At 51.5% G+C, this 22,686-nt stretch carries 19 protein-coding genes and 1 tRNA gene; 10 read left to right on the forward strand and 10 right to left on the reverse strand.

Annotation, left to right across the window (positions count from 1 at the left end):
* Positions 1-51: 51 nt before the first annotated feature.
* Together K0H80_RS10180 and K0H80_RS10185 are read right to left on the reverse strand one after the other, a co-directional pair.
* On the reverse strand, positions 52-1,383 hold the full coding sequence (locus tag K0H80_RS10180) for an NAD(P)/FAD-dependent oxidoreductase (protein WP_220071483.1): 1,332 nt from the start codon (positions 1,381-1,383) through the stop codon (positions 52-54).
* 60 nt (positions 1,384-1,443) lie between these two features.
* Entirely contained in the window at positions 1,444-1,998 is a 555-nt protein-coding gene (locus K0H80_RS10185) for a GNAT family N-acetyltransferase (RefSeq protein WP_220071484.1), read from the reverse strand.
* 131 nt (positions 1,999-2,129) lie between these two features.
* Here K0H80_RS10185 and K0H80_RS10190 point away from each other — a divergent pair, with 131 nt between their 5' ends.
* On the forward strand, positions 2,130-3,209 hold the full coding sequence (locus tag K0H80_RS10190; protein ID WP_220071485.1) for a hypothetical protein: 1,080 nt from the start codon (positions 2,130-2,132) through the stop codon (positions 3,207-3,209).
* 90 nt (positions 3,210-3,299) lie between these two features.
* On the opposite strand, the gene K0H80_RS10195 is transcribed toward K0H80_RS10190, so the two are convergent.
* Positions 3,300-3,995 carry an SDR family oxidoreductase gene (locus K0H80_RS10195; RefSeq protein WP_220071486.1) on the reverse strand — a complete coding sequence of 232 codons (696 nt, stop codon included), beginning with the start codon at positions 3,993-3,995 and terminating at the stop codon, positions 3,300-3,302.
* 237 nt (positions 3,996-4,232) lie between these two features.
* Here K0H80_RS10195 and K0H80_RS10200 point away from each other — a divergent pair, with 237 nt between their 5' ends.
* The 3 genes from K0H80_RS10200 to K0H80_RS10210 all read left to right on the forward strand — a co-directional run bounded on the left by K0H80_RS10200 (position 4,233) and on the right by K0H80_RS10210 (position 10,440).
* Positions 4,233-5,375 (forward strand): ecdysteroid 22-kinase family protein, encoded by a 1,143-nt coding sequence (locus K0H80_RS10200; RefSeq protein ID WP_258406071.1) that lies wholly within the window; start codon positions 4,233-4,235, stop codon positions 5,373-5,375.
* Positions 5,376-6,063: 688 nt separating this feature from the next.
* A complete protein-coding gene (locus K0H80_RS10205) occupies positions 6,064-7,251 on the forward strand; it encodes an efflux RND transporter periplasmic adaptor subunit (protein ID WP_220071487.1) in 1,188 nt (395 codons plus the stop codon).
* A gap of 6 nt (positions 7,252-7,257) precedes the next feature.
* On the forward strand, positions 7,258-10,440 hold the full coding sequence (locus tag K0H80_RS10210) for an efflux RND transporter permease subunit (protein ID WP_220071488.1): 3,183 nt from the start codon (positions 7,258-7,260) through the stop codon (positions 10,438-10,440).
* A gap of 561 nt (positions 10,441-11,001) precedes the next feature.
* Here K0H80_RS10210 and K0H80_RS10215 read toward each other — a convergent pair.
* Together K0H80_RS10215 and punC are read right to left on the reverse strand one after the other, a co-directional pair.
* Positions 11,002-11,092 (reverse strand) — tRNA-Ser (locus K0H80_RS10215).
* An 80-nt stretch (positions 11,093-11,172) separates the two neighbouring features.
* The gene (punC, locus tag K0H80_RS10220; protein WP_220071489.1) at positions 11,173-12,465 is read right to left on the reverse strand and encodes a purine nucleoside transporter PunC; all 1,293 of its coding nucleotides are present in this window, start codon (positions 12,463-12,465) and stop codon (positions 11,173-11,175) included.
* 131 nt (positions 12,466-12,596) lie between these two features.
* On the opposite strand from punC, the gene punR reads away from it, so the two are divergent.
* From punR to K0H80_RS10250, 6 genes are all read left to right on the forward strand, one after another.
* On the forward strand, positions 12,597-13,499 hold the full coding sequence (gene punR, locus K0H80_RS10225; RefSeq protein WP_011865811.1) for a DNA-binding transcriptional activator PunR: 903 nt from the start codon (positions 12,597-12,599) through the stop codon (positions 13,497-13,499).
* Positions 13,500-13,694: 195 nt separating this feature from the next.
* Positions 13,695-14,354 carry a Bax inhibitor-1/YccA family protein gene (locus K0H80_RS10230; RefSeq protein WP_011865812.1) on the forward strand — a complete coding sequence of 220 codons (660 nt, stop codon included), beginning with the start codon at positions 13,695-13,697 and terminating at the stop codon, positions 14,352-14,354.
* A 186-nt stretch (positions 14,355-14,540) separates the two neighbouring features.
* Positions 14,541-14,930 carry a sulfurtransferase complex subunit TusD gene (gene tusD / locus K0H80_RS10235; RefSeq protein ID WP_220071490.1) on the forward strand — a complete coding sequence of 130 codons (390 nt, stop codon included), beginning with the start codon at positions 14,541-14,543 and terminating at the stop codon, positions 14,928-14,930.
* 36 nt (positions 14,931-14,966) lie between these two features.
* Positions 14,967-15,323 carry a sulfurtransferase complex subunit TusC gene (tusC, locus tag K0H80_RS10240; protein ID WP_220071491.1) on the forward strand — a complete coding sequence of 119 codons (357 nt, stop codon included), beginning with the start codon at positions 14,967-14,969 and terminating at the stop codon, positions 15,321-15,323.
* Positions 15,323-15,604, forward strand: a complete 282-nt coding sequence (tusB, locus tag K0H80_RS10245) for a sulfurtransferase complex subunit TusB (RefSeq protein WP_220071492.1) — start codon at positions 15,323-15,325, stop codon at positions 15,602-15,604. The genes tusC and tusB overlap by 1 nt, the downstream gene beginning before the upstream one ends.
* An 8-nt stretch (positions 15,605-15,612) precedes the next feature.
* Positions 15,613-15,936, forward strand: a complete 324-nt coding sequence (locus tag K0H80_RS10250) for a TusE/DsrC/DsvC family sulfur relay protein (protein WP_434086647.1) — start codon at positions 15,613-15,615, stop codon at positions 15,934-15,936.
* Positions 15,937-16,160: 224 nt separating this feature from the next.
* Here the strand turns inward: K0H80_RS10250 and serS are convergent, their stop codons facing one another.
* From serS to K0H80_RS10275, 5 genes are all read right to left on the reverse strand, one after another.
* Positions 16,161-17,447, reverse strand: a complete 1,287-nt coding sequence (gene serS / locus K0H80_RS10255; protein WP_220071494.1) for a serine--tRNA ligase — start codon at positions 17,445-17,447, stop codon at positions 16,161-16,163.
* A 19-nt stretch (positions 17,448-17,466) separates the two neighbouring features.
* Positions 17,467-17,841: a fluoride efflux transporter CrcB gene (gene crcB / locus K0H80_RS10260; protein WP_011865819.1), complete on the reverse strand. Its 375-nt coding sequence runs from the start codon at positions 17,839-17,841 to the stop codon at positions 17,467-17,469.
* Complete coding sequence (locus tag K0H80_RS10265) at positions 17,834-19,165, reverse strand: replication-associated recombination protein A (protein ID WP_220071495.1); 1,332 nt, start codon at positions 19,163-19,165, stop codon at positions 17,834-17,836. Before K0H80_RS10265 ends, crcB begins: the two co-directional genes overlap by 8 nt.
* 58 nt (positions 19,166-19,223) lie before the next feature.
* Entirely contained in the window at positions 19,224-19,850 is a 627-nt protein-coding gene (gene lolA / locus K0H80_RS10270; protein WP_220071496.1) for an outer membrane lipoprotein periplasmic chaperone LolA, read from the reverse strand.
* Between the two features lie 145 nt (positions 19,851-19,995).
* Positions 19,996-22,521 (reverse strand): DNA translocase FtsK, encoded by a 2,526-nt coding sequence (locus tag K0H80_RS10275; protein WP_220071497.1) that lies wholly within the window; start codon positions 22,519-22,521, stop codon positions 19,996-19,998.
* Positions 22,522-22,686 lie beyond the last annotated feature (165 nt).

Genomic DNA, 22,686 nt, shown 5'->3' on the forward strand with positions numbered 1-22,686 from the left:
ACATCTCATCGGCTTTGCGTGTGGTTGAGCTATGGTATCAAAAATTCAGCCCTAACTGTACCTGTCCCTGAGCCAAGCATATTGATAATAGGCACTTTGTCCTAAGCGTCGCAGTCGCGCGAAGGGAAACTTAGGCAGTGGTGATTGGTAAAGCGGCAGCTCAGGCAAGCGCTCGCCGGCAATATGCTGCGCCAGGCGATAGGCAGCCTGGGCCGAGAAGGCGACACCTGAGCCGCAATAGCCCAGACTGTAACCCATATTTCCCTGACTAAATACATGGGGCATATCATCTAAGGCGGCAGCGATCCATCCGGTCCAGTTATGATCAACTGTTATTTCGGCAAGCGCCGGGAAGCAATCTGCCATAGCACTCTTTAAACGCTCGCCATAGCGAGGATCGCTGGCATCGGCGCCGCTTATCGCGCCGCGGCCACCAAACAGCAATCGATTATCGCTAAGCAGGCGATAGTAGTACTTGAGCCTGCGGGTATCCATAACCACCTGATGTGTCTTAAGGCCCGTCGCCTCAAGTTGCGCATCAGTGAGAGGCGCAGTCACTATGATGTTACTCAGTATGGGCAGGTAGCGATTATCAACCACTTGATTAAAACGTTTAGGCGTATAGGCGTTACCGGCACTGACAACCTGCTTTGCGATCAGTTCTCCCTTATCGGTTATGAGTCTATGATGAGGTCCCTCCTTTAACCACTCCCTCACGCAGCTATTTTCATGCAAGGAAACGCCAAGGGATTGCACCACGCGCTTATAGCCCAAGCAGAGTTTTAGGGGGTTTACACCGAAACCATCGTTAAGGCGCAGCGCGCCATAGGCTTGATGGTTGTCCATGTAGCTCTCTTTAAGCTCACTGGGCGTGAGAAACTGGGCATCATCGCCGAGATGTTCGGCGATGAAGTCGGCCGCTCCCTTTAACGTGCTATAGGCCTTGGCGTTGTGCGCTATCTTAAGATAGCCCTTGGGCTGAAGATCGCAGGCAATCTCATGCTGTTCAATCAACTGCTCGACACGGCAAACCGCGCTCGTGAACTCACCATAGATCCCTTTGGTGGTCTCCATGCCCCACTTCTTGGCCATCTGACTATAGCCCATACGTCCAGAGCCTTTGAGTACGAAACCAGCATTGCGGCCGCTGGCGCCAAAGCCTATCTGATTTGCCTCTAACACCCTGGCGTCAATATTAAACTCGCTGGCAAGATAATAGGCGGTCAGCAGACCAGTAAAGCCTCCACCTACGATGGCTACATCAGTTTGCATCCGGCCGCTGAGAGCTGGCAAGAGTGCAGGACGAGAGACGGTCGTCGCCCAGTAAGAGTCTGGCCAGGGCTGACCATCGGGAAAGTCATTGAGTAAAGGATCGTAGGACATAATTTTTAGGACTTATAAAAAGTGATGACGTATAAGGTTATGGCTGGTTAATTCCCTAACCTAGAAAGTCAGGATCATCTCACAGGCGACACAATGACATTCGCTGCCACACAGCACGCAGACATAGTCGGGATGATCTGGGTTATTGTTCCAGCGCTCAGGATGTTCCTTGATAAGCTTGCCTCCAGCCTTGGTAAAGTAGCCCACGGCTGAGTTATCTGGGCTCTGTTTCCAGAGATGGCTCACCCCAGCCAAGGCGCCTTGGGCCTTACAGGTTTCAATCGAGCTTTCAAGCAGGGCCTTACCTATGCCGAGTCCCCTAGCCTCCTCGGCGACCGTATTACATTTAAAATAACAGCACTGTTCGGGTGCAACAGGCCAAAGCGCTGGCGAGCACCAGCGATCCAGCGACCAATTGCCTGGCGCGTAGGTAAGCCGAAAGCCGACTAACTCGCCCTCTAAGTAGGCAACAAAGTTTGCATTGAGGCCAGATTTAAAAGCCTTATGCTGCATCTCGCTAAGCATCTGCTCATCGAGATAGCCATCGCCATGCACCAGATTACCAAGGGCGATGACTCGCTCAAAATCTTCCTGCGCTAAGGGTCTTATCTCCATTTACTACTCATCCCTCACTCGTTTGTTTACCTTAAATTAACCTCAAGGTAACATAAAAACCCTTAAATGAAGTAAGGATGCGATTAAGCGCATATTTCTTGAACAATCCCAAATCATAATGGAGTCATTGGGTGAATACAGATTTCTCAAAACCTGCGCTGGAAGACAAACTCAACCGGATCACTTCGATACCACAAAGATTCAACCAGGGCCTTAAGAACGTGTGGCAACGCCTCACCCTGCCACAAAGGCTTTACCTACTGGCCGCGCCACTGTTGATGAGCGAACATTTAGGCTTAGTGGCCATCATTACCACAATTGCCCTCACCCTGGAGTTTTGGCCTCTGTTTGAGCGTATCTGGCACTCGCTCGCCGGTAAGGCGGTATTGCTGCTCTTCTACGCTATCGTGGCCAACTATGCTCTGGCAATGGCCGGTGCCATTGTTAACGAGGTGGTGGGCGTACCGGCAACACATTTTAATTACACTCATAACTTTGCCATCTTGCTGCTTCTGCCCGCATGGATCTTGGGCATTAGCGCCATCGGACTATTGTTTGTGCAGCTGTTGATGCCTTTCTATCTCATGATAGCCCTGATGTTAAAACCCATTGGTATCAAACTCTTTTCGCTGACAGGTAACAGTCATTACCGTTTCACCACCCTGATGGTGAGATTCGTACTCTCCTTGGTCTTGCTCTACCATTTGATCTTGCTAATCGGTGATGTGGAGGAGAGAGTGGAATCGGCGCTGAACGATTTAAAAACCATTGAGGAATCGGTAAAGGGAGAGTCGAACAAAGGTCAAGACAAGCTGCTAACCGCAAACACTGATGAGGTGGCCGCCAATTTAGAAATGAAGGCGCAACCCAGCGTTGAAGCGCCAGAGAAGGATGACGCGTTATCAAACGCCGAAACTGCCCAACTAAAGCCAGATGATCAACAATCTCGCCAAGCAGAGAGCGAGGCATCGTTAGCAAAAGAATACGCCTCGCTACGTCACGCCTATCAGGGTGAGATCCGCGAGTTAATCGCCGAGTTTGCCTACCGTCTCGAGGCCGATAGCCGCTCTCGTTGTGAAAAGAATGAGAATGCCAACGTGGTTGAGCTCAACGACTATGAAATTCTCGAGGTGGTGCCAGACGATACGGCAAAATACCGTTATCGCTTTACGGTAAGAAAATGTATTTCACCAGCCTTTCCGGCCAAATAGGCTAAATACTTCGCTTTGGCGTTAGCCATAGACCGTTAATAAAAGTCCGTTTATCATAGCGCCCAAGCCAGTCAACAATTGCCTTAACCGCTACCAAGGGATCTGCTGGCCATCGAAGTTTAAAAACTGGCCTGACTGAGTTGCGTTCAGGTTTTCGATACATCTAGCCATCTGATCTACAGCCTCATTTACTGTGATCAGCGCGTTGGGCCCGCCCATGTCTGTCTGTACCCAACCAGGATGAAACGCTAGGCAGTAGATCTCCTCGCTACTCAAGTCGATAGCCAGGCTCTTAAGCGCAGCGTTGAGTCCCGCCTTTGATGACCGATAGAGATAGCTGCCACCACTCTGGTTATCCTCTATGCTCCCCATCTTTGAGGAGATACAGATCACTTTGGCATTAGTCGCCTTTTGCAACATGGGATAGCAGATCTGAGTCACCATGATGGGGGCTATGGTATTAACCGCAAGCACCTTTTGCCACTCTGCCGCCCTAAGCTGACCGAAACCTATCCCCTTAGGGCCATAGTAGCCGGCGTTATTGATCAAAATATCGATGGCCGCGTCATTTAAATGCTGGGGTAAGGCGTGCACCGAGACATCATCGGTAACGTCCAGTTGAATAATGTTGAGATTGGCATGGATCTCCGCCAGTTGGATCAAGGCACTTGCCTGAGCGGGCTGCCGGCAACAGGCACTCACTCTATCGCCTTTAGCCAGATAATGCCTGACAAAGCCTAAGCCTATCCCGCGATTTGCCCCTGTGATCACCACATGCTTTGTCATAACAACTCCTTACATCATCAATAGTTAACAACAAGAATCATAACCTAAGGTTCGATGTTTTGCCTGTTTTACCCATCTTCTGCGAGTCTATAACCGCTGGATATGCAAACGGCCAACCGAGGAAGACGGCAAGCCGCCTTTCCTCGGTTTTTATTGTCTGCGACAATAGGGACAAATTGATGACAACCTATGTCATGTCAGCATGCCCTGTCAGTGACTAGCTAGGAATCCTCTATCTTGAATATTGAGCAACTGCTTTGCGAAACACTCTCATGCGAAAAAGTTATAAAACTAGGTAAACTGCAGACCCTTTGGAGTGGCTATGGCGAGATAGCCCGCTTTATGGTGCATTACCTGCCTAAAAGACCGCAGGAGAACGCCCGTGATGATTTAATTAACAGGCCTGCTTCGCAAACTGTCATCGTTAAGCATATCGCGCCGCCAACACAGAGCTGTCATCCCCACCAATGGGACACAGAAGTCTCTCATCAACGCAAGATGCGCTCTTATCAGGTAGAGCTCAATTGGTATCGTGACTTCGCTCCCCGTTGTCAGGGCGTGCTTAACCTCCCCCAACTTCTAGCGGCTGAGCAAGATACTGTGACCCAAGAGATGTTGCTCGTCATGAGCGACCTCGACGCACAGGGGTTCGATCAGCGCCGCATCAACCTGACCCAGGCCGAGCTTTACGCCTGCATAGAATGGCTGGCCCGTTTTCATGCCATGTTTGCCTATGAATGTGCCGATGAACTTGGCTATCAACTTGCCAATGAATTTGCCTATGAAGCTTCAGAAGCTTCACCAAAAGACCATCCGTTAGAAAAGGAGTTTCCAAATGCAGCGCCCTACGCTGGCCTTTGGCCAATAGGCACCTACTGGCACCTGGCAACCCGGCCCGATGAGCTTGAAGTTATGACAGATTCACCTTTGAAACGCGCCTCAGAAGTGATCGACGCTAGGCTTAATCAAGCCAGGTTTCAAACCTTAGTTCATGGCGATGCTAAGGTTGCCAACTTCTGCTTTCACAAAGAGGTTGAAAGCTTAGGCGTTAACGGTATGGCGGCGTTAGATTTTCAATATGTCGGTGCCGGCATTGGCGTAAAAGACTTTATCTATCTGCTGGGCAGCTGCCTGGACGAGGCTCAGTTGGTGACTATTTATGACGCTGCCTGTAGCCACTATTTTAAGTCCCTTAAACAGCAGCTTTCTGGTCGTTGGGCGGCTGAGCAAATTGAGGCTTTGGTAGCGGAGTGGAGTGACCTACTTCCCTTCGCCTGGGCCGACTTTGAGCGCTTTCTTGCTGGCTGGCAGCCAGAGCATCATAAGCGCAACGGCTTTAGCCAAGATATGACTCAGAGAGCGCTAAAGGCGCTCGGCTAAGCACGGTAGCTAAGTCCATTGTTTAAGCCTATTGTCTAAGTTTATTGCTTGAGTCCAATGTCTAAGAATGTTGTATAAGTTTGTTGGTTTAGGCGACTGATTGAAGAGGACTGATTTAAGACGACTGATTTAAGACGACTGATTTAAGACGACCGATTTAAGACGACCGATTTAAGACGACCGATTAAAGACTATTAGTAGAGCCATTGAGTCGATGTTGAGTAGCTTCAGCAAGCGCCTCCACACCCCAAAACTAGCCCCCAAAATCAGGTCCTATTTACTGACTCCCCCAAAGCGTCCAAAAGGCCCGAAAACAGGGGGCAAATCACACCAAAAGGGCTACAATCATACTAAGAGAGTGCTCGATATACGCAAACGGGTGAGTACCCAAATGTGCTATCTAAGTTAGCCAATAACGCGGCATCACACTCTCTTTCTTTTGCCTGATTCTTTCGACTCTATCTTGCCTAATCTTTTACATTTCTCGCGACCTTGTTCTGGTGCATTTGCGCCTCAAGCGAAAATTGCCAATGCCCATACATCGCAAATTACATACCTGTTTACATTTAAGCGCTTTAACAAATTACCTATTTCGATAACATTTACCCTGCAAAAAATCTTTCGCCTAAGTATAAAAGCGTTTTTATTAATAAATTTATTATCTTAGCTCCAACAAGAGGAAGTGTTTGTGGCTACCGTAAAACAGTTCGTATTGCCCATCGCCGTGCTAGTGCTCGGGGGCGGCACCTTTGCCGTGCTAGCATCGATGAAAAAACCACCAGAAGAGAAACCTGTCGTTGACAATACGCCCGTCGTGGCCGTCGAGATTATCGACAAGGAGCCCATGACCTTTACCGTAAACTCCTACGGTATCGTCAACGCCAAGTATGAAACTGACCTTGTGTCTCAGGTTACCGGTGAGATCGTCTACCTGAGCGACGCTTTCGTTCGCGGTGGCTTCGTGAAGAAAGGCCAGATACTGGCAAAGATAGATCCTAGCGATTACGAGGCCGCCCTTATCGATGCCAAGGCCACAGTGGCCAGTGCAAAGGCGACTCTGGTACAAGAAAAAGCCTATGGCAAGGTGGCCGCCGAAGAGTGGAAACGAATCGAAAACGGCACCCCTACCGAGCTCAGCCTGCGTAAACCCCAGCTGGCTCAAGAAGTTGCCCGCCTAAATTCATCTGAAGCGGGCCTTAAGCGCGCGACCCGTAATCTCGAACGCACTGTGATCAAGGCGCCCTATGATGCCTTGATCGAGAGCCGTCATATAGGCTTGGGCTCATACGTCTCTGCCGGCACCCAAGTGGGTAAGCTGCTTAGCACGGAAAAAGCCGAGATCCGCCTTCCCCTCCCCGATAAGGAGATACGTTATCTTGACAACAAGGGCCTGGGTGCTCAGGTCATGGTCAAGGGTAACTTCGCCGGTGAGAACACCTCCTGGAAAGGGCAAATAGTGCGCAGCGAAGGCGTTATCGACAATCGTAGCCGCATGACCTACCTGGTGGCCGAGGTGATCGATCCCTATGGGCTCAAGGACAACAAACAGCCGCTAAGATATGGCAGCTATATCACGGCGCAGATCCACGGCTCACAGGCCCAGGATGTCACCACCATCGCCAGACATCTGGTGGTTAACGACAAGGTCGCCATCATGACGCCGGAAAACACCCTGGCATTTAAATCGGTAGATATCCTGCGTCAGCAAGACACCCAGGTAGTGATCGGTGACGGGTTAGATGATGGCATGCGCCTCATCACTTCGGCGCTGGATTATCCCATCGAAGGGATGAAACTTGCCCTGGCCGATGACAAACAGACGCCGACCCAAGATGAAGCCGTCGCCGAGCAGCTGGCCATGGAAGATAAGGAGTAAGGGCGAATGCCAGATCCAAATAAAGGCATGATCGCCTGGTTTGCCCGCAACAGCGTGGCGGCGAACCTGCTAATGATCATCATCATTATCGGCGGCCTCCTCACCGCCAGCACCATACGTAAACAGTTTTTTCCCCAGACAGAAACCAACTGGGTCGAGTTTAGCGCCTTCTATCCCGGCGCCGCGCCCCAAGAAGTAGAGGAAGGGATCACCATCAAGGTCGAGGAAGCCCTGGAGCGGGTACAGGGCCTGAAGCGGGTTATCACCTATTCTAACCGTAACTCGGCATCGGGCTATTTTCGTATCGAAGACTCCTACGACCCTCAGGTGGTCTTGGATGAGATCAAATCTGAGATCGATTCTATATCGAGCTTCCCCGATGGTATGGAACGACCACGGGTTGAGCGCATCAAGAATCGACAGGAGGTGTTTTATATCAGCCTCTATGGCGACCTGCCGCCAAAGCAGCTCAAAGAGTTCGGCGAGAAGATCCACGATGAGTTGATGCAGCTGCCGCTGGTAAACATCACAGAGTTTTATGGCGGGCTGGACTATGAGATGTCCATCGAGGTCAGCAAGGATAAGCTGCGCGAATATAACATCTCCTTCAACGATGTCGCCAAGGCGGTTCGCGGTTATTCGCGCAACATGTCGGCCGGCCAAATCAAGGCTGAAAACGGTTACATCAGCCTGAGGGTGCAAAATCAAGCCTATGTCGGTTACGAGTTTGAGAATCTGCCGCTGATCACCCTAGAAGATGGCACCAAGTTGCTGCTTGGCGATGTGGCCAATGTGGTCGACGGTTTCGAAGAGGGTATTCAATACTCCAAATTCAACGGTAAGAACTCGGTGACTTTCTTCGTGGGCGCATCAAACGATCAGAGCATGACGGATGTCGCTAAGGTAGTGAACCAATACGTCGAAGATAAACAGGCCTCACTGCCCCAGGGATTGAACCTGGAGACCTGGGTCGATATGACCTATTACCTGCAGGGCCGTCTGGATCTTATGCTCGACAGCATGAAGAGCGGCGCCATCTTGGTGTTTATCATGCTGGCCCTCTTCCTGCGTGTTCGCCTCGCCTTTTGGGTGATGATGGGGCTGCCGGTCTGCTTCTTAGGCACGCTGCTGCTGATGCCGACCGCCATGATAGATGTCACCATAAACGTGATCAGCCTGTTTGCCTTCATCTTGGTACTGGGGATAGTGGTCGACGATGCCATCGTCATGGGTGAGAGCGCCCATACCGAATGTGAAGAGAAAGGCCAGAGCATTGACAATGTGATCCGCGGCGTGAAGAAAGTAGCCATGCCCGCCACCTTCGGCGTGTTGACCACCATTGCCGCCTTCCTGCCCATCACCATGGACGATGGTCCCTCTTCGGCCTTCGGCCAGTCAATCGGCTATGTGGTGATCTTGTGTCTGCTGTTCTCGCTGGTGGAGTCTAAGCTCATCTTACCGGCGCACTTAGCCAAGATGAAACATAAAACCCAGGTTAAGCCTGGCTCGAAGAATCCCATCAACCTGCTGCGTATCGGGGTCAACTATCTACAGGCCAAGGTGGACAATGGACTGCAGTTTGTGATCTATCGTCTGTACAAGCCGTCATTAACATTGTCGGTGAAATACAGATATATGATCATCGCCCTGTTCATCTCCTTAATTCTGGTGTGCGCCGGCCTCTATTCCGGCGGGATCCTGCGCTACGTGGGACAACCTAAGATCCCCCATGATTTCCCACGTATCAGCGTCGAGATGAACCTGGACTCATCAGAGCAAGCGACCCTGTCTGCGGCATTGGCGATCGAGGCAGCGCTACATAAGGTCGATGATCAGCTGGAACAAGAGTTTGGCCAACGAATGATCGCCGACATGCAGGTCGATCTTCAGGGCCGAACCCGTGCCCAGGTGATGACTAAGCTGGTGACCCCAGAGCTAAGGCCCATAGATACCTTTGCCCTCGCCGAACGCTGGCGTGCAGCCATGCCTCAGATCCCAGGGGTGAAGTCCTTCAATATTCAGGATAACCTCTTCGGTGGCGGCCGCGACGATGGCGACATCAGCTTCCGTCTTGAAGGCAAAGACGAGGCACAACTCATCGCCGCGGCGAAGGCGCTCAAGGCTAAGCTTAACAGCCTGCAGGGCGTTGGCGACGTCAACGACAGCCGCCAGTCCAGTGCCAAAGAAGTGCAATTTAGCCTCAAGCCTCTGGCCAACAGCGTCGGCCTTACCCTTGCCGATGTCGCCTCTCAGGTCAGCGCCAGCTTCTACGGTCTCGAGGCCCAGCGTATTTTGCGTAACGGCGAGGAGATCAAGGTGATGCTGCGCTATCCCGAGGAACAGCGTAACTCCATCGCCCATGTGACCGAGGTGATGATCCTCACGCCACAGGGCGCAGAGATCCCGCTCTCAGAGGTCGCCGAGATCCAGGTGACACAAGGGGTCAGCGGTATCCGGCGTGAAAATGGCAATCGCACCATCAACGTTTGGGCCTCGGTGGACGCCTCTCAGGCCGAGCCATTTAAGCTAGCCCAGGACATTCGTGATAACTTTATCCCTGAGCTGCTGCGTCAATATCCTAGGGTGAAGAGTGAGGTGGCGGGTAACATTCAGGAGCAGATCGACAGCGCCAATACACAGATGCGTAACTTCATCATCTCGCTGCTGGTGATCTACAGCCTGTTGGCCGTGCCGCTTAAGTCCTATGTGCAGCCCATGATGATCATGTCGGTGATCCCCTTTGGCATCATAGGCTCTGTGCTTGGCCACATGCTACTTGGGATAGACCTAAGCGCCCTCTCCCTCTTCGGCATCATTGCCGCCGCCGGGGTGGTGGTGAATGACTCCTTGGTGATGGTGGATTACATCAACCGCGCCCGACTGGCCGGTATCAGCATGAAGGTTGCCGTGATTGAGGCAGGTTGTCGTCGTTTTAGGGCAATTCTGCTCACCTCGCTGACCACCTTTATTGGCCTGGTGCCCATCATGAGCGAGACCAGCATGCAGGCGCAAATGGTGATCCCAATGGCGGTATCGCTCGCCTTCGGCGTACTGTTCGCCACCATAGTGACTCTGGTACTCATTCCATGTCTCTATGTGGCAATCGAAGATACCAAGTCTGCGTTTAGTTGGATATACAACCGAATTACCGGCGTTAAGGTGAACCAGCCTGTGGTTTCAGAGCAATAGTCTAATTGCCACTCGCTAAAACAGAAAAGCCCGCGTAACAGCGGGCTTTTTTACAACCAAACTCTTCTCCAGCGCCAGAAAGCTTAGGCACCTTGATTCAAACATTCCCTAAAAATGAACAAAGAAAGGAGAAAAGGCTTTGATTTCTGGAAGCGTTATTCTTTATGTGATGAAGAGATAGCCAGCGTTCTCTAACAAAAAGTGAGCATTAGGAACCCTGGGTTCAAATAATTCCTATAGCCAGAATTTAGGTAATTGCCTGTCAGAACGAAAAAAGGCCTACATTACTGGAAGCCTTTTCTCTTAATGTGGAGGAAAGATAGCCGGACACTCTGTTGAAAGGCATTAGCGTTAGGAACCCGGTTATTGCTCATTTCCGATATGCTAGATAACACAAAGCCCGCTTCTTAGCGGGCCTTGTTAATGTGGTGAAGAGATAGCCTGATTTAAGTATTAGGAAGCCTGGGTTCAATTTACTTCCGTTTACCTAGTAACTAGTTAGCGCTTATCGAGTCCATAACGAAAAAAGGCTTCCATTTCTGGAAGCCTTTTTTCTTAATATGGCGGAGAGATAGGGATTTGAACCCTAGACGGGCTATAAACCCGTGCCGGTTTTCAAGACCGGTGCATTCGACCACTCTGCCATCTCTCCGAACGCCGCGAATAATATAGCGCCCTATTTCACTTGTAAAGGGAAAATATGACTAAAAAGCGCATTTGGCGAACTTACGCTCACTTTGTCGAATCTTCCTCCTGATGCAGCGCAATTTTAGCCGGATCTGGTGTAGAGATGGCGCCGAACACGGCTCGCCACTTGTCGTAACCTCTCACCTGATAGCCAATTAATACGCCTATGGCACTGACGACTATTCCGACACCAATTGCCTTCTCACCACTGCTTGCCCATAACGCCACAAGAGAGGATGCACCAAAGGCGATACTGATCTGCAGGAAGTTTTGTAATCCCGCCGCCTTGGCCGATGCCTGCTTGAACACCTGCAGCGCAGAGTTAACCACTATGGGATAACAAGCGCCATTGGCCGCCGCCATCACAGAGAAGATGCTCAACAGAGGCCAGATAGTGGTCGATGGGTAACACAGGGTGACCAGGGCGATACCGGCAACACAAGCGCCGAACAGCAACAAGACCCAGGTAAGCGTCACCTCGGCGCCTAAGCGACGAATAAACAACTTACTCAGATAGCCCCCGAGAATAAACATCACGGTCTGCGGAATAAAACTCAAGCCGATCGCCTTAGCCTCATACCCATGTTGCTCCATCACTATCGGCCAGAGGGTTAGGTAAGAGAAGAAAGCCGCGGAGCAGGCCCCAAATATCAGCACGTTGCCCAGATATCTGGGGCTGGCCAGCATGGCCAAATAGCTCTCGCGCACACTCTTTTGAACTTGTGTGTCTGTACTGCCTTGCTGGCTAATTGCCTCGTCGGCCTTACTATTAAGGCTTTCCTTGCTTTCGACCCAGGCAAGGGTCGCCAGGATAAGCAGCAGGCTTAAGCCGCCCAGGATGAAGAAGATGCTGTGCCACTGCTGCCACTCCAGCAGATAGGCACCCAGGATAGGCGCTAAGGCCGGCGACAGGGCCACGAGCGGCATGATGTTACTAAATACCTGCTGCGCCTCGCTGGCCTTATAACGATCTATCACTATCGCCTGCCAGATCACCGAAGCGCTACAGGCACCTAATGCTTGGAAGAAACGCGCCACATTAAACATGGCAATTGAGTCGCTATTGGCAATCACCAGACTGGCTGCGCCGAACAGAACGAGACCCAATACCAGACTCAGACGTTTACCTACGGCCTGTACCAAGGGGCCATACAAGAGCTGACCCAAGGCCAGACCGGCGAGGAAGAAAGTCAGCGAGCTTGCGACCTGAGTAGCACTGGCATCTAAACTTGTTTCAATTGCTTTGAAAGCAGGTAAATACATGTCAGTCGCAATAAAGCCCAACATGCTAAGTAGCGCTAGATAGATAAGAAAAGAAAAATTAGCGATTTTATTCATAAAATTAGAAGATTCACTTTAACTAACCAAAGAAGTCGGTGAGTCTATTGACTTGCCAATTGCTTGTGAAACGTTTATTTTTGCTTACAGCCTTCAAATATTCTCACGGCAAATTTAGGAGCAAATTCGAGATGCTTTCAGAACAGTCGATGCAATTAATTGATATGGTGGCCCGAGTCGGAAGTTTTACCGCGGCGGCCAACAAGTTACACAAGGTGCCCTCTGCCGTGAGTTATGCCGTGAAGCAGGTTGAGGAAGATTTGGGGGTCGTGTTGTTTGAGCGCCACCATAGAAGCGTGAGCCTCACCCCGGCAGGCGAACATTTCGTCAAGCAGGTGCGCTCCATGCTTACCCATTTGGCGTCGCTAAAAGAAGACACCAAACGCGTGGCCAACGGCTGGCAACCCACACTCTCAATCGCCCTGGATAACATAGTGCGCGCCGATAAGATCAGTAACCTGATCGCCGATTTCTATCGCCATTTCGACAATGTCGAGCTGATCATACGCATCGAAGTCTTTAACGGCGTCTGGGAAGCGATCGCCACCGGTCGCAGCGACATCGCCATCGGTGCCACCACCGCGATTCCTGTGGGCGGTGATTATCGCTTTAAGGATATGGGCGATATCGAATGGACCTTCCTGGTGAGTAAGCATCACCCCCTGGCCGCAATAGATAGGCCCCTGCTAGACGATGAGCTACGTAGCTACCCCTCTATCTGCCTGGAAGACACCTCTCGCGAGATCCCAAAACGCATGACTTGGCTATTAGACAATCAGCGCCGCTTAGTCGTACCAGACTGGATCCGCGCCATCAACTGTTTCCGCGAAGGCCTGGGCATAGGTTACATGCCCAAGCACTTCGCCACCCCCTTTGTGCAAGCCGGCGCGCTGATAGAAAAAGAGTTGGAGCGTCCTAAGGCACCAAGCCCCTGTTGCTTGGCCTGGAACGACGCCAACATGTCCCCCGCCATGGCTTGGGTGCTGGATTATCTTGGTGATAGTGAAAAGCTGCAGCGAGACTGGTTTAACTGATCACATTAAATTTGTCCCATTAAATTTACTGGCTTAATTAACCGCTTATCGAGCAGATGGGCTTTCGCCCTCCCCTTGGCTCGGTTATGATAATAGCCTTGCAAAACAAGTTAAATCCGGTTCATGAAATGGAACTCTTGCAACCGATTTGACTCAAATAAACCATCAAGTTAGTGATAGTCACTGGAGATAAAGATGACGCAAGAAACACTATATGCAAGCCATGCTTCGACACAAGAAGTGAATAAGCTGCTTAAAAATACCTATCTGCTGCTCTCAATGACACTGGGCTTCTCCGCGCTCTGTGCAGGATTGGCAATGGTGTTGCAAATCAGTCCTCTCATGTCTATCGGTCTGTCGATCGGTGGTTTCATTTTGTTGTTTGTCACCCTGAGAAAAGCCGAGTCGGCCGCGGGTCTGTTTTGGGTATTCGCCTTTACCGGAATGGAAGGTGCCTCGCTTGGCTACATGCTTAATCATTATGCCGGCATGGCCAACGGTCCTCAGCTGATCATGCAGGCCTTAGGCCTAACCGCAGTGGTGTTTGTAACCCTGAGCGGCTATGCCATCACCACTAAGAAAGACTTCTCTTTCATGCGTGGCTTCCTGCTGGCTGGTCTAGTCATTGCCATCGTTGCAGGCATCGCCAACATCTTCATCGGTAGCGGCGCGGTGTTCATGGCCCTCAACGCGGGTATCGCCCTGTTGATGACAGGCTTTATCCTGTTCGACACCAGCCGCATCGTCAACGGAGGAGAGACCAACTACATACGCGCTACCGTGTCGCTGTACTTGGACTTCCTCAACCTGTTTATCTCTATTTTGCACCTGCTGGGTGCAGGCAGTGACGATTAAGCAAGCTAAGCTTAGAAAGCCCGCCCTCATCGGCGGGCTTTTTTTATGCCCGTTTCTATGACTAATTGGTCTTTCACTTGGGTAAAACTCCCTCCTTATCCACCAGGCATTTGGGATCGATTTAAAAAACAGATAGAATAGCGGCTCAAAGCCGAGCTATTACGGCGCAATATTAAGTTAGGGTTAATGAGTAAGCTCATCATTCAAGTCAATCAGGCTGGTTACGGCCAGGGTAGCAGCTATCAGGCGCTGCAATTTACTAAGGCGGCTATCGACGCCGGCCATCAAGTGGTCAAGGTCTTCTTCTATCAAGACGGCGTATTGTCGACCAATCATCTGCAGTCCCCCGCCTCCGATGAATTTGCCCTCTACCAGGCCTGGCGAGATCTAGGACAGACACATCAGGTGCCCCTGGTCAATTGCGTATCGGCGGCGCTGCGTCGTGGCGTGTTGTCTGCGGCCGAATCGGCTGAAAACCAATTGCAGCACTGGAATCTCGAGCCCCCCTTTCAGATGGGCGGCCTTGGCGAACTCGTGACCGGTATAGAGCAAGCCGATCGCGTGATCTGTTTTTAAACGCCAGATGTTAAGCATTCGCTTTTTGGAAAAATGATGAAAAAGATCACCATTATCTTCAGACACGCGCCCCATGGCAGTGCCAAAGGTCGGGAAGGACTGGATTTTGCGCTGCTCAGCGCCAGTTTCGAGCAAGAGGTCAGCCTCATCTTCGTCGATGAAGGCGTACTTAATCTTTTGCCACAACAGACGCCGGAAGCCATAGGGGCCAAAGATTTCCTGGCAGCCTTCAAGGCGCTCCCTTTGTATGATATCGAGAGCGTCTATGCCTGTCGGCAGAGTCTGGCAGACTATCAACTGGATGAATCGGCCCTGGCCATCCCGCTGGAGGTCAAAAACCCAGTCGATATAGGTGAGCTGCTAACCCAAGCCGATGAGGTCTTTGTCTACTGATGATACTACATATCGTTCAATACTCGGCGACTCAAGATAACGCCCTTGCCACCTGCCTTCGCTACATTCAGCCCCAAGACACCCTCTTGTTGCTCGGCGATGGCGTAAACGCTCTGCTGCTACAAAAATGGCAACATGCCTTGGCTGATACCCAGATCTGCCTGCTTGAGCAAGATCTGGTCGCCAGAGGCTTACAATCTCGCTTGGGCCAATATAAGCAACTTAGTCAGGCTGAATTTGTCCACTACACATTAACTCACGCTAAGGTGATCACTTGGTAAATTTTATTATGTATGGCGATAGTCAGATCCCCACGGATCCGCAGGGCTATTTGAAAAATGTCAGTGACTGGAATGAACAACTGGCAGTACTTATCGCCACCGAAGAAGAGATAACTCTAACGCCAGCGCATTGGGAAGTGGTGCATTTTGTACGCGATTTCTACATGGAATTTAAGACAAGCCCGGCCATTCGTGTGTTGGTCAAGGCCATAGGCCAGAAGCTCGGCGCCGAAAAGGGCAATTCCAAGTATCTCTATACCCTCTTCCCCCTCGGCCCGGCCAAACAGGCGACAAAGATAGCTGGGCTACCCAAGCCAGCCAAGTGTATCTAAACTTTAAGCCGTCAATGACCGTCTAATTAATTGTATTTAGATAATAAAAAACCTTCGCGATTGCGAAGGTTTTTTTGTGGTTAGAGATTTTTCATCACTAACATAATCGCTTTCCCAAATGTTGCTAACATTACTGCGACGAAGATACAGATAATGACGACATAGGTCAGCCACTGAAAATAGCGCCCACCGTTATCCATGTTTCACACTATCTCTTTATCGCGTTAGCCTATTTGAGTCAGGCCGCCCATGTATGGACGTAGCGCCTCGGGTACTGTGATTGAACCATCGGCATTCTGATAGTTTTCCAGCACAGCCACTAAGGTACGGCCGACTGCAAGACCTGAACCGTTCAGTGTGTGCAGCAATGCCGGCTTCTTGGCAGATTTGGCCTTGTAGCGCGCTTGCATGCGACGGGCCTGGAAATCTTGCATGTTGCTGCAAGATGAGATCTCGCGGTAGGTGTTCTGCGCCGGCAGCCAGACTTCGATATCGAAGGTCTTCGCCGCGCCAAAGCCCATGTCACCGGTACAGAGCACTACGGTGCGATATGGCAGACCCAGGCGTTGCAGCACGGTTTCGGCGTGCTGAGTCAGGCTCTCGAGCGCGGCCATAGATTCTTCAGGCTTCACCAGCTGAACCAACTCTACCTTGTCGAACTGGTGCTGACGAATAAGACCACGAGTATCACGGCCGTATGAACCGGCTTCGCTTCGGAAACAAGCCGTATGAGCCGTCATCTTAATCGGCAGCTCATCTTCATCGATAATGGTATCGCGAGCCAGGTTAGTCAGCGGCACCTCAGCGGTCGGGATCAGGCTTAGGCCCTGACCTTCTTCGGTCGCAGGCTTGGTGTGGAACAGATCTTCACCAAACTTAGGCAGCTGACCGGTACCAAGCAAGCTATCTTCGTTAACCAGTAGAGGCACATAGGTTTCAGTGTAACCATGCTCTGTTGTGTGCAGATCCAGCATGAACTGGGTTAGCGCACGGTGCATGCGGGCGATCTGCCCTTTCATCACGATGAAACGAGAACCAGTGATCTTAACGGCGCTCTTGAAATCAAGGCCTGCGTGTTGCTCACCCAGATCCACATGATCTTTCACTTCGAAATCAAACTGCTTAGGCTCACCCCAGCGACGGATCTCGACGTTGTCGTTTTCGTCCGCACCAATAGGCGCCGACTCGTCCGGCAGGTTAGGCACGCTCATGGCGATAGCATTCAACTCTTCAAGCAGCTGCTTTAACTCGGCTTCTTTACTGCTAAGCTCGGCGCCAAGATCGCCGACCTTAGCCATGATAGGCGCAACATCTTCGCCCTTTGCCTTAGCCTGACCGATAGACTTGGAGATCGCATTACGGGACGCTTGCAGCTCTTCTGTCGCCACCTGTAGTGACTTACGCTTTTCCTCTAACTTGCTGAGACGATCCACATCCAGGATAAAACCACGGGTGGCGAGACGCTCGGCGGTCGCTTCTAATTCAGTACGTAAAAATTTGGGATCTAACATGTTTTTAGTTTCTTAATAGTTAAATGCGAGAAAAAACCAACTGCTGTCCTAAGTAAACCATGAATAAACATAGACATAGGTTCAGAGCGATATTTGTAAATGCTTTCAACCAGGCGCCCTGCTGCATCAATAACAGGGTTTCGTTCGAAAAAGTTGAAAACGTCGTAAGTGCTCCTAATAACCCAACACCTACTAATGCTTTGATTTCAGGACTAACCTGACTCGCTTCACCTAGGGCATAGATCACGCCCATCAGGAAGGAGCCGATCACATTGACCATGAGTGTACCAAAAGGAAAAGAAGAGCCAAACACCTGAATCATGAATATTGAAATAAGATAACGAAATACCGCGCCGATGGAACCACCCAGGGCCACAAAAATGAGATTATTCATAGCGTTTCACCTCACTTGCCCTGTCCATCTCGGCCAAGGTGGCCAGCTTGGTCTTGATACGTTTCTCGAACCCATGCTCGCTAGGGTAGTAGAACTGGGTGCCAGCTAGCGGCTCGGGGAAATAACACTCACCGCTGGCATAATGATTGGGCTCATCATGGGCGTAGCGATACCCCTCGCCAAGGCCGATATCGGCCATCAACTGAGTCGGCGCATTACGCAGATGGTTCGGCACAGGTTGACTGCCGGTCTCCCGCGCCAGCTCGCGCGCCGCCTTGAAGGCGGTATAGACGGCGTTACTCTTGGGCGCGCAGGCGAGATAGACAACGGCCTGGGCGATAGCACGCTCCCCTTCGGCCGGTCCCACCCGATGGAAACATTCCCAGGCATTGACCGCCACCGACATGGCGACAGGATCGGCGTTACCTATATCTTCCGAGGCGATGGCCAGCAGGCGACGGGCAACGTACAGCGGATCGCAGCCCCCTTCGAGCATGCGGCAATACCAGTAGAGCGCCGCATCCGGCGCCGAGCCCCGAATCGACTTATGCACCGCAGAGATAAGGTCGTAATATTGATCGCCATTCTTATCGAATCCGGCGAGCTGTTGCCCGGCCACCTCGATGAGCATCTGAGCATTAAACTCGCCGCCATCCGGCAGCATGTCGCTCATCAATTCGATAAGATTAAGGGCCTTACGGGCATCACCATCACAGAGGCTAGCGAGTTTGCCCGCCACTTCATTAGGCATCTTAAGCTGACGCTTACCCAGACCACGCTCCCCATCTTCCAGCGCCTGACGGACTATCTTGATGATCTCAGCGTCTTGTAATCGCTTGATCAGGTAGACCCTGGCGCGGGATAACAATGCGTTATTGATCTCAAACGAGGGGTTTTCCGTGGTGGCACCGATAAAAATCACAGTGCCATCTTCGATAAAGGGCAAGAAGGCATCTTGCTGGCTCTTGTTGAACCTGTGCACCTCATCGACAAACAGCAAGGTGCGCTGCCCGCGCGATTGGGCCACACTCTTGGCGTGCTCGATGGCGGCGCGGATCTCTTTCACGCCTGAGGTGACCGCAGAGATGCGCTCGACATGAGCATTGGCATAATGGGCAACCAACTCGGCGAGTGTGGTCTTGCCGGTTCCAGGGGGGCCCCAGAACATCATGGAGTGAGCCCTGCCAGCTTCGAGGGCCTGACGCAGCGGCTTACCCTCACCTAACAGATGATCTTGCCCTATATATTGCGACAGGGTTTCCGGCCGCATTCTTGCGGCAAGCGGGCGGAAGTCTGGCGCGAAATCGAAACTTAAGCTAGACACAAATGGCCTTTTCTAATGACTTATTCAAATGGCTTATTCTAATGGCTAATTCAAAGACTTAATCCAATGCCTTGAGGCGCTGATCGTCAATATCGACGCCTTCGGGGACGGTAAACTGAAACAGGTTAGCATCGGCGTCTTTCAAAGGCGCCTGGGCTGACAGATTGAAGACGCTGAGGTTCCCCTGCTGATCTGTCAGCTTCATCACCTCGAGTTGCTCATCCTTAAAGCAGACCTCAACGCCGGTCACGCTAGCATCGACGGACTTTGGGGTGATCTGATAACAATCGTCCTGACGCTTTACCTTATAGGCCTGCCAGGTCGCTTCGTCGCGATGTACCAAAAGTGCGATCGGCGAGGCATCGATGGCCTGATTGAAATCTAACACGGATACCTCTTCGGCGAAGGGATTGTAGATCCACACGTCGCGGCCATCGGCAACGATAAGCGACTCCTCCGGCTGGGTCAGATGCCAATAAAACTGGTTAGGTACCGCCAGGGCGAAGGTGCCCGAGCCCTGCTGGATCACCTTATTGTTAACGTCGGTTACCTGCTGGCTAAAATTTGCCTTAAGGTTATCCAGCTTGGCAAGCTTATCCTTTAGGGCTGCCGAATCATCGGCGTAACTCGATACCGCCACGACTAGAGGCAAGGCACAGACTAATTGAGATAAGGGTTTTAGCATTTCAATTCCTTTCATGTAAAAGCGCTCGCTATTCACGCGGGTTACTGTCCCCATAAACTCAGGAGTTTAAAGTCCTGACTTATAACTCTCTACGTTTTATCAGAGAGTGTCCCACGAGTTTGTCACGAGAAATATTAACGAGAGCTTAATAATCTTTCGGCGGCGGAGGCGCTAGCACCTCACGGTTACCGTTATGGCCTTGAGCGCTGACGACGCCCTGCATCTCCATCTGTTCTATGATGCGAGCGGCGCGGTTATAGCCAATCTTAAACTTACGCTGCACGCTGGAGATAGAACCTCGACGGGTCTCGGTAACAAAGGCCACCGCCTCATCGTAGAGAGAGTCCATCTCTTCATCATTCTCCGCGGCTTCACCCGGCAGCAGCACCTGCTCCCCTTCTGCCGAGCCCTGCAAGATCTCATCGATATATTGCGGCTTGCCGCGACTGTGCCAGTCGGCCACCACAGCATGGACTTCATGGTCATCGATAAAGGCGCCGTGAACGCGGATTGGCACACTGGTCCCCGGCGGCAGATAGAGCATGTCACCCATACCCAGCAGGGTTTCAGCGCCTTGCTGATCTAAGATGGTGCGCGAATCGATACGAGATGACACCTGAAACGCCATACGGGTTGGGATGTTGGCTTTAATCAGGCCCGTGATCACATCGACCGATGGACGCTGGGTAGCCAAAATAAGGTGGATACCGGCGGCGCGGGCCTTCTGGGCGATGCGGGCGATCAACTCTTCCACCTTCTTACCGACGATCATCATCATGTCGGCAAATTCATCGACGATCACCACGATAGACGGCAGTTTATCTAGCTCAGGCGCCTGCTCTTCCATGCTGTCTTGTGAGCGCCACAGCGGATCTGTGATCACCTCACCGCGCTCCTTAGCTTCCTTGATCTTGGCGTTATAGCCCTTGAGGTTACGCACCCCTAAGGCCGACATCAACTTATAACGACGCTCCATCTCGCCTACACACCAGCGCAGGGAGTTGGCCGCTTCCTTCATGTCGGTGACCACCTCACAGAGTAGATGCGGAATACCTTCATACACAGAAAGCTCCAGCATCTTAGGATCGATCATGATGAAGCGTACATCATCCGGCCCAGACTTGTAGAGCAAGCTGGTGATCATCACGTTGACCCCCACAGACTTACCCGAACCTGTGGTACCGGCCACCAGAAGGTGTGGCATCTTACCGAGATCCACCACCACAGGCTCGCCCGAGATATCCTGCCCCAGCACCATGCTAAGATGAGACTTGCTATGCTCAAAGGCTTCGCTGCCCAGCACGTCACGCATAAACACGGTTTCGCGGAACTTGTTAGGGATCTCCAGACCCACATAGGCCTTACCCGGGATCACCTCGACCACACGAACGCTCTCGGCTAGCAGCGAGCGCGCGAGGTCTTTCGACAGGTTAGTGATCTTAGACGCTTTGACGCCTGGCGCGAGCTCAAGCTCGAAACGGGTCACCACTGGACCAGGGAAGACCCCTACCACCTTGGCCACAATGTTAAAGTCGGCAAGTTTGACCTCGACCAGACGCGCCACCTGATCCAGCTCTTCCTGACTGATTGGGTTTGTCTTACGATTTGGTACATCAAGCAGTGAGATATCCGGCAGCGGCGTAACAGGCTTCTTCGGCTGAGCCTCTTCCCCACCCGGCAGCACGACTATGCCATCGACAATCTTTGCCTGCTCGACCTTCTGATTTTTAGGCAGTTTCTTGGGCAGTACGGCGCCAGTTGAATGCTTGGTATCGAAATCTATCGAGACTTCATCATCCTGAGCAGAGAAGCTCAGAGCAGTCTCTTGCGCTTCTACCTCGGCAGCGGGTTTTGCCGTTGGCAGGCTAAAGCTTGGCTCCTTAACCCGGCCGCGAGAAGAAGTTTCTTGAGCCTCATCTTCATCATATTCATCATCGTAATCATCCTGTTCTTCTTCATAGACCTCTTCTTCGGCCTTAGCCAAAGCCTTTTGACGACGAGACTCCTTATATCGGTCAAATACCGACATGAACCCCTTGGTATCATCGGTTTCGGGCGCACTCGAGAATTTCTCGGGAACATGTTTAAGCTGCTTCAAACACCAGATGGTGGCAAAACCAACCACCTCGACCACGGTTAGCCAGCTGATGCCGGTCAGCAAGGTAAAGCCGGCGCCGACGAAACAGAGCAGCAGCAAGGTGGTGCCCAGTTGATTGAAATAAGGCAACATGGCATCGGCGATCACATCACCGGAGACGCCGCCAGCCGAGAACTCGTAGATGTCATTGGCATTCATGCTGGCAAGGGACGCAAGGCTGAAGGTGATCAACAAGAAACCAATCAGCCTTAGCCCTACCGAAAAATAATCGATCTCCAACAGGCGGTGAATACGTTTGAACAACAGCCAACCGGTCACCGCCACTATGATAGGAATAAGGTAGGCGGTGTAACCAAAGAAATAGAAAAGCACATCGGCAAGCCATGCTCCCACGGCGCCGGTAACGTTTTTAATCTCACCTTCGAAATTAGACTGACTCCATCCAGGATCAGACGAATGAAAGCTGCTCAGTGCAAGCAGAATATAGGTGGCGACCATGCAGCAGAGGATGAGTCCGCCTTCAAGCAGACGCTGCAGACCGCTGAGTGTTTTGACACTATTTCCCTTAGACAAAAGACAACCCACAAAGCAAAAACGAAAAGGTGAGCCTAAGATATCAAAATAATTCGTGCTATGCAGCGTTTTACCTGCCTATACAGCACAATAGCAAGGCAAAAGGCCTTCATTGGTGAAAAACTATTCGAGGTGAAAAAAAAGGAGCCTTTATGGCTCCTTTTT

The organism is Shewanella aegiceratis, from assembly GCF_019457495.1.
In the GTDB taxonomy this organism is placed as follows: domain Bacteria; phylum Pseudomonadota; class Gammaproteobacteria; order Enterobacterales; family Shewanellaceae; genus Shewanella; species Shewanella loihica.

Bases quoted from the DNA above. Each gene is read 5' to 3' on its own strand.
- crcB (WP_011865819.1), bottom strand. From the start codon at position 17,841: ATGAATAATCTCATTTTTGTGGCCCTGGGTGGTTCCATCGGCGCGGTA.
- K0H80_RS10195 (WP_220071486.1), bottom strand. From the start codon at position 3,995: ATGACAAAGCATGTGGTGATCACAGGGGCAAATCGCGGGATAGGCTTA.
- punR (WP_011865811.1), top strand. From the start codon at position 12,597: ATGCTTTCAGAACAGTCGATGCAATTAATTGATATGGTGGCCCGAGTC.
- K0H80_RS10210 (WP_220071488.1), top strand. From the start codon at position 7,258: ATGCCAGATCCAAATAAAGGCATGATCGCCTGGTTTGCCCGCAACAGC.
- tusD (WP_220071490.1), top strand. From the start codon at position 14,541: ATGAGTAAGCTCATCATTCAAGTCAATCAGGCTGGTTACGGCCAGGGT.
- punC (WP_220071489.1), bottom strand. From the start codon at position 12,465: ATGAATAAAATCGCTAATTTTTCTTTTCTTATCTATCTAGCGCTACTT.
- K0H80_RS10185 (WP_220071484.1), bottom strand. From the start codon at position 1,998: ATGGAGATAAGACCCTTAGCGCAGGAAGATTTTGAGCGAGTCATCGCC.
- tusB (WP_220071492.1), top strand. From the start codon at position 15,323: ATGATACTACATATCGTTCAATACTCGGCGACTCAAGATAACGCCCTT.
- K0H80_RS10180 (WP_220071483.1), bottom strand. From the start codon at position 1,383: ATGTCCTACGATCCTTTACTCAATGACTTTCCCGATGGTCAGCCCTGG.
- K0H80_RS10250 (WP_434086647.1), top strand. From the start codon at position 15,613: ATGTATGGCGATAGTCAGATCCCCACGGATCCGCAGGGCTATTTGAAA.
- tusC (WP_220071491.1), top strand. From the start codon at position 14,967: ATGAAAAAGATCACCATTATCTTCAGACACGCGCCCCATGGCAGTGCC.
- lolA (WP_220071496.1), bottom strand. From the start codon at position 19,850: ATGCTAAAACCCTTATCTCAATTAGTCTGTGCCTTGCCTCTAGTCGTG.
- serS (WP_220071494.1), bottom strand. From the start codon at position 17,447: ATGTTAGATCCCAAATTTTTACGTACTGAATTAGAAGCGACCGCCGAG.
- K0H80_RS10230 (WP_011865812.1), top strand. From the start codon at position 13,695: ATGACGCAAGAAACACTATATGCAAGCCATGCTTCGACACAAGAAGTG.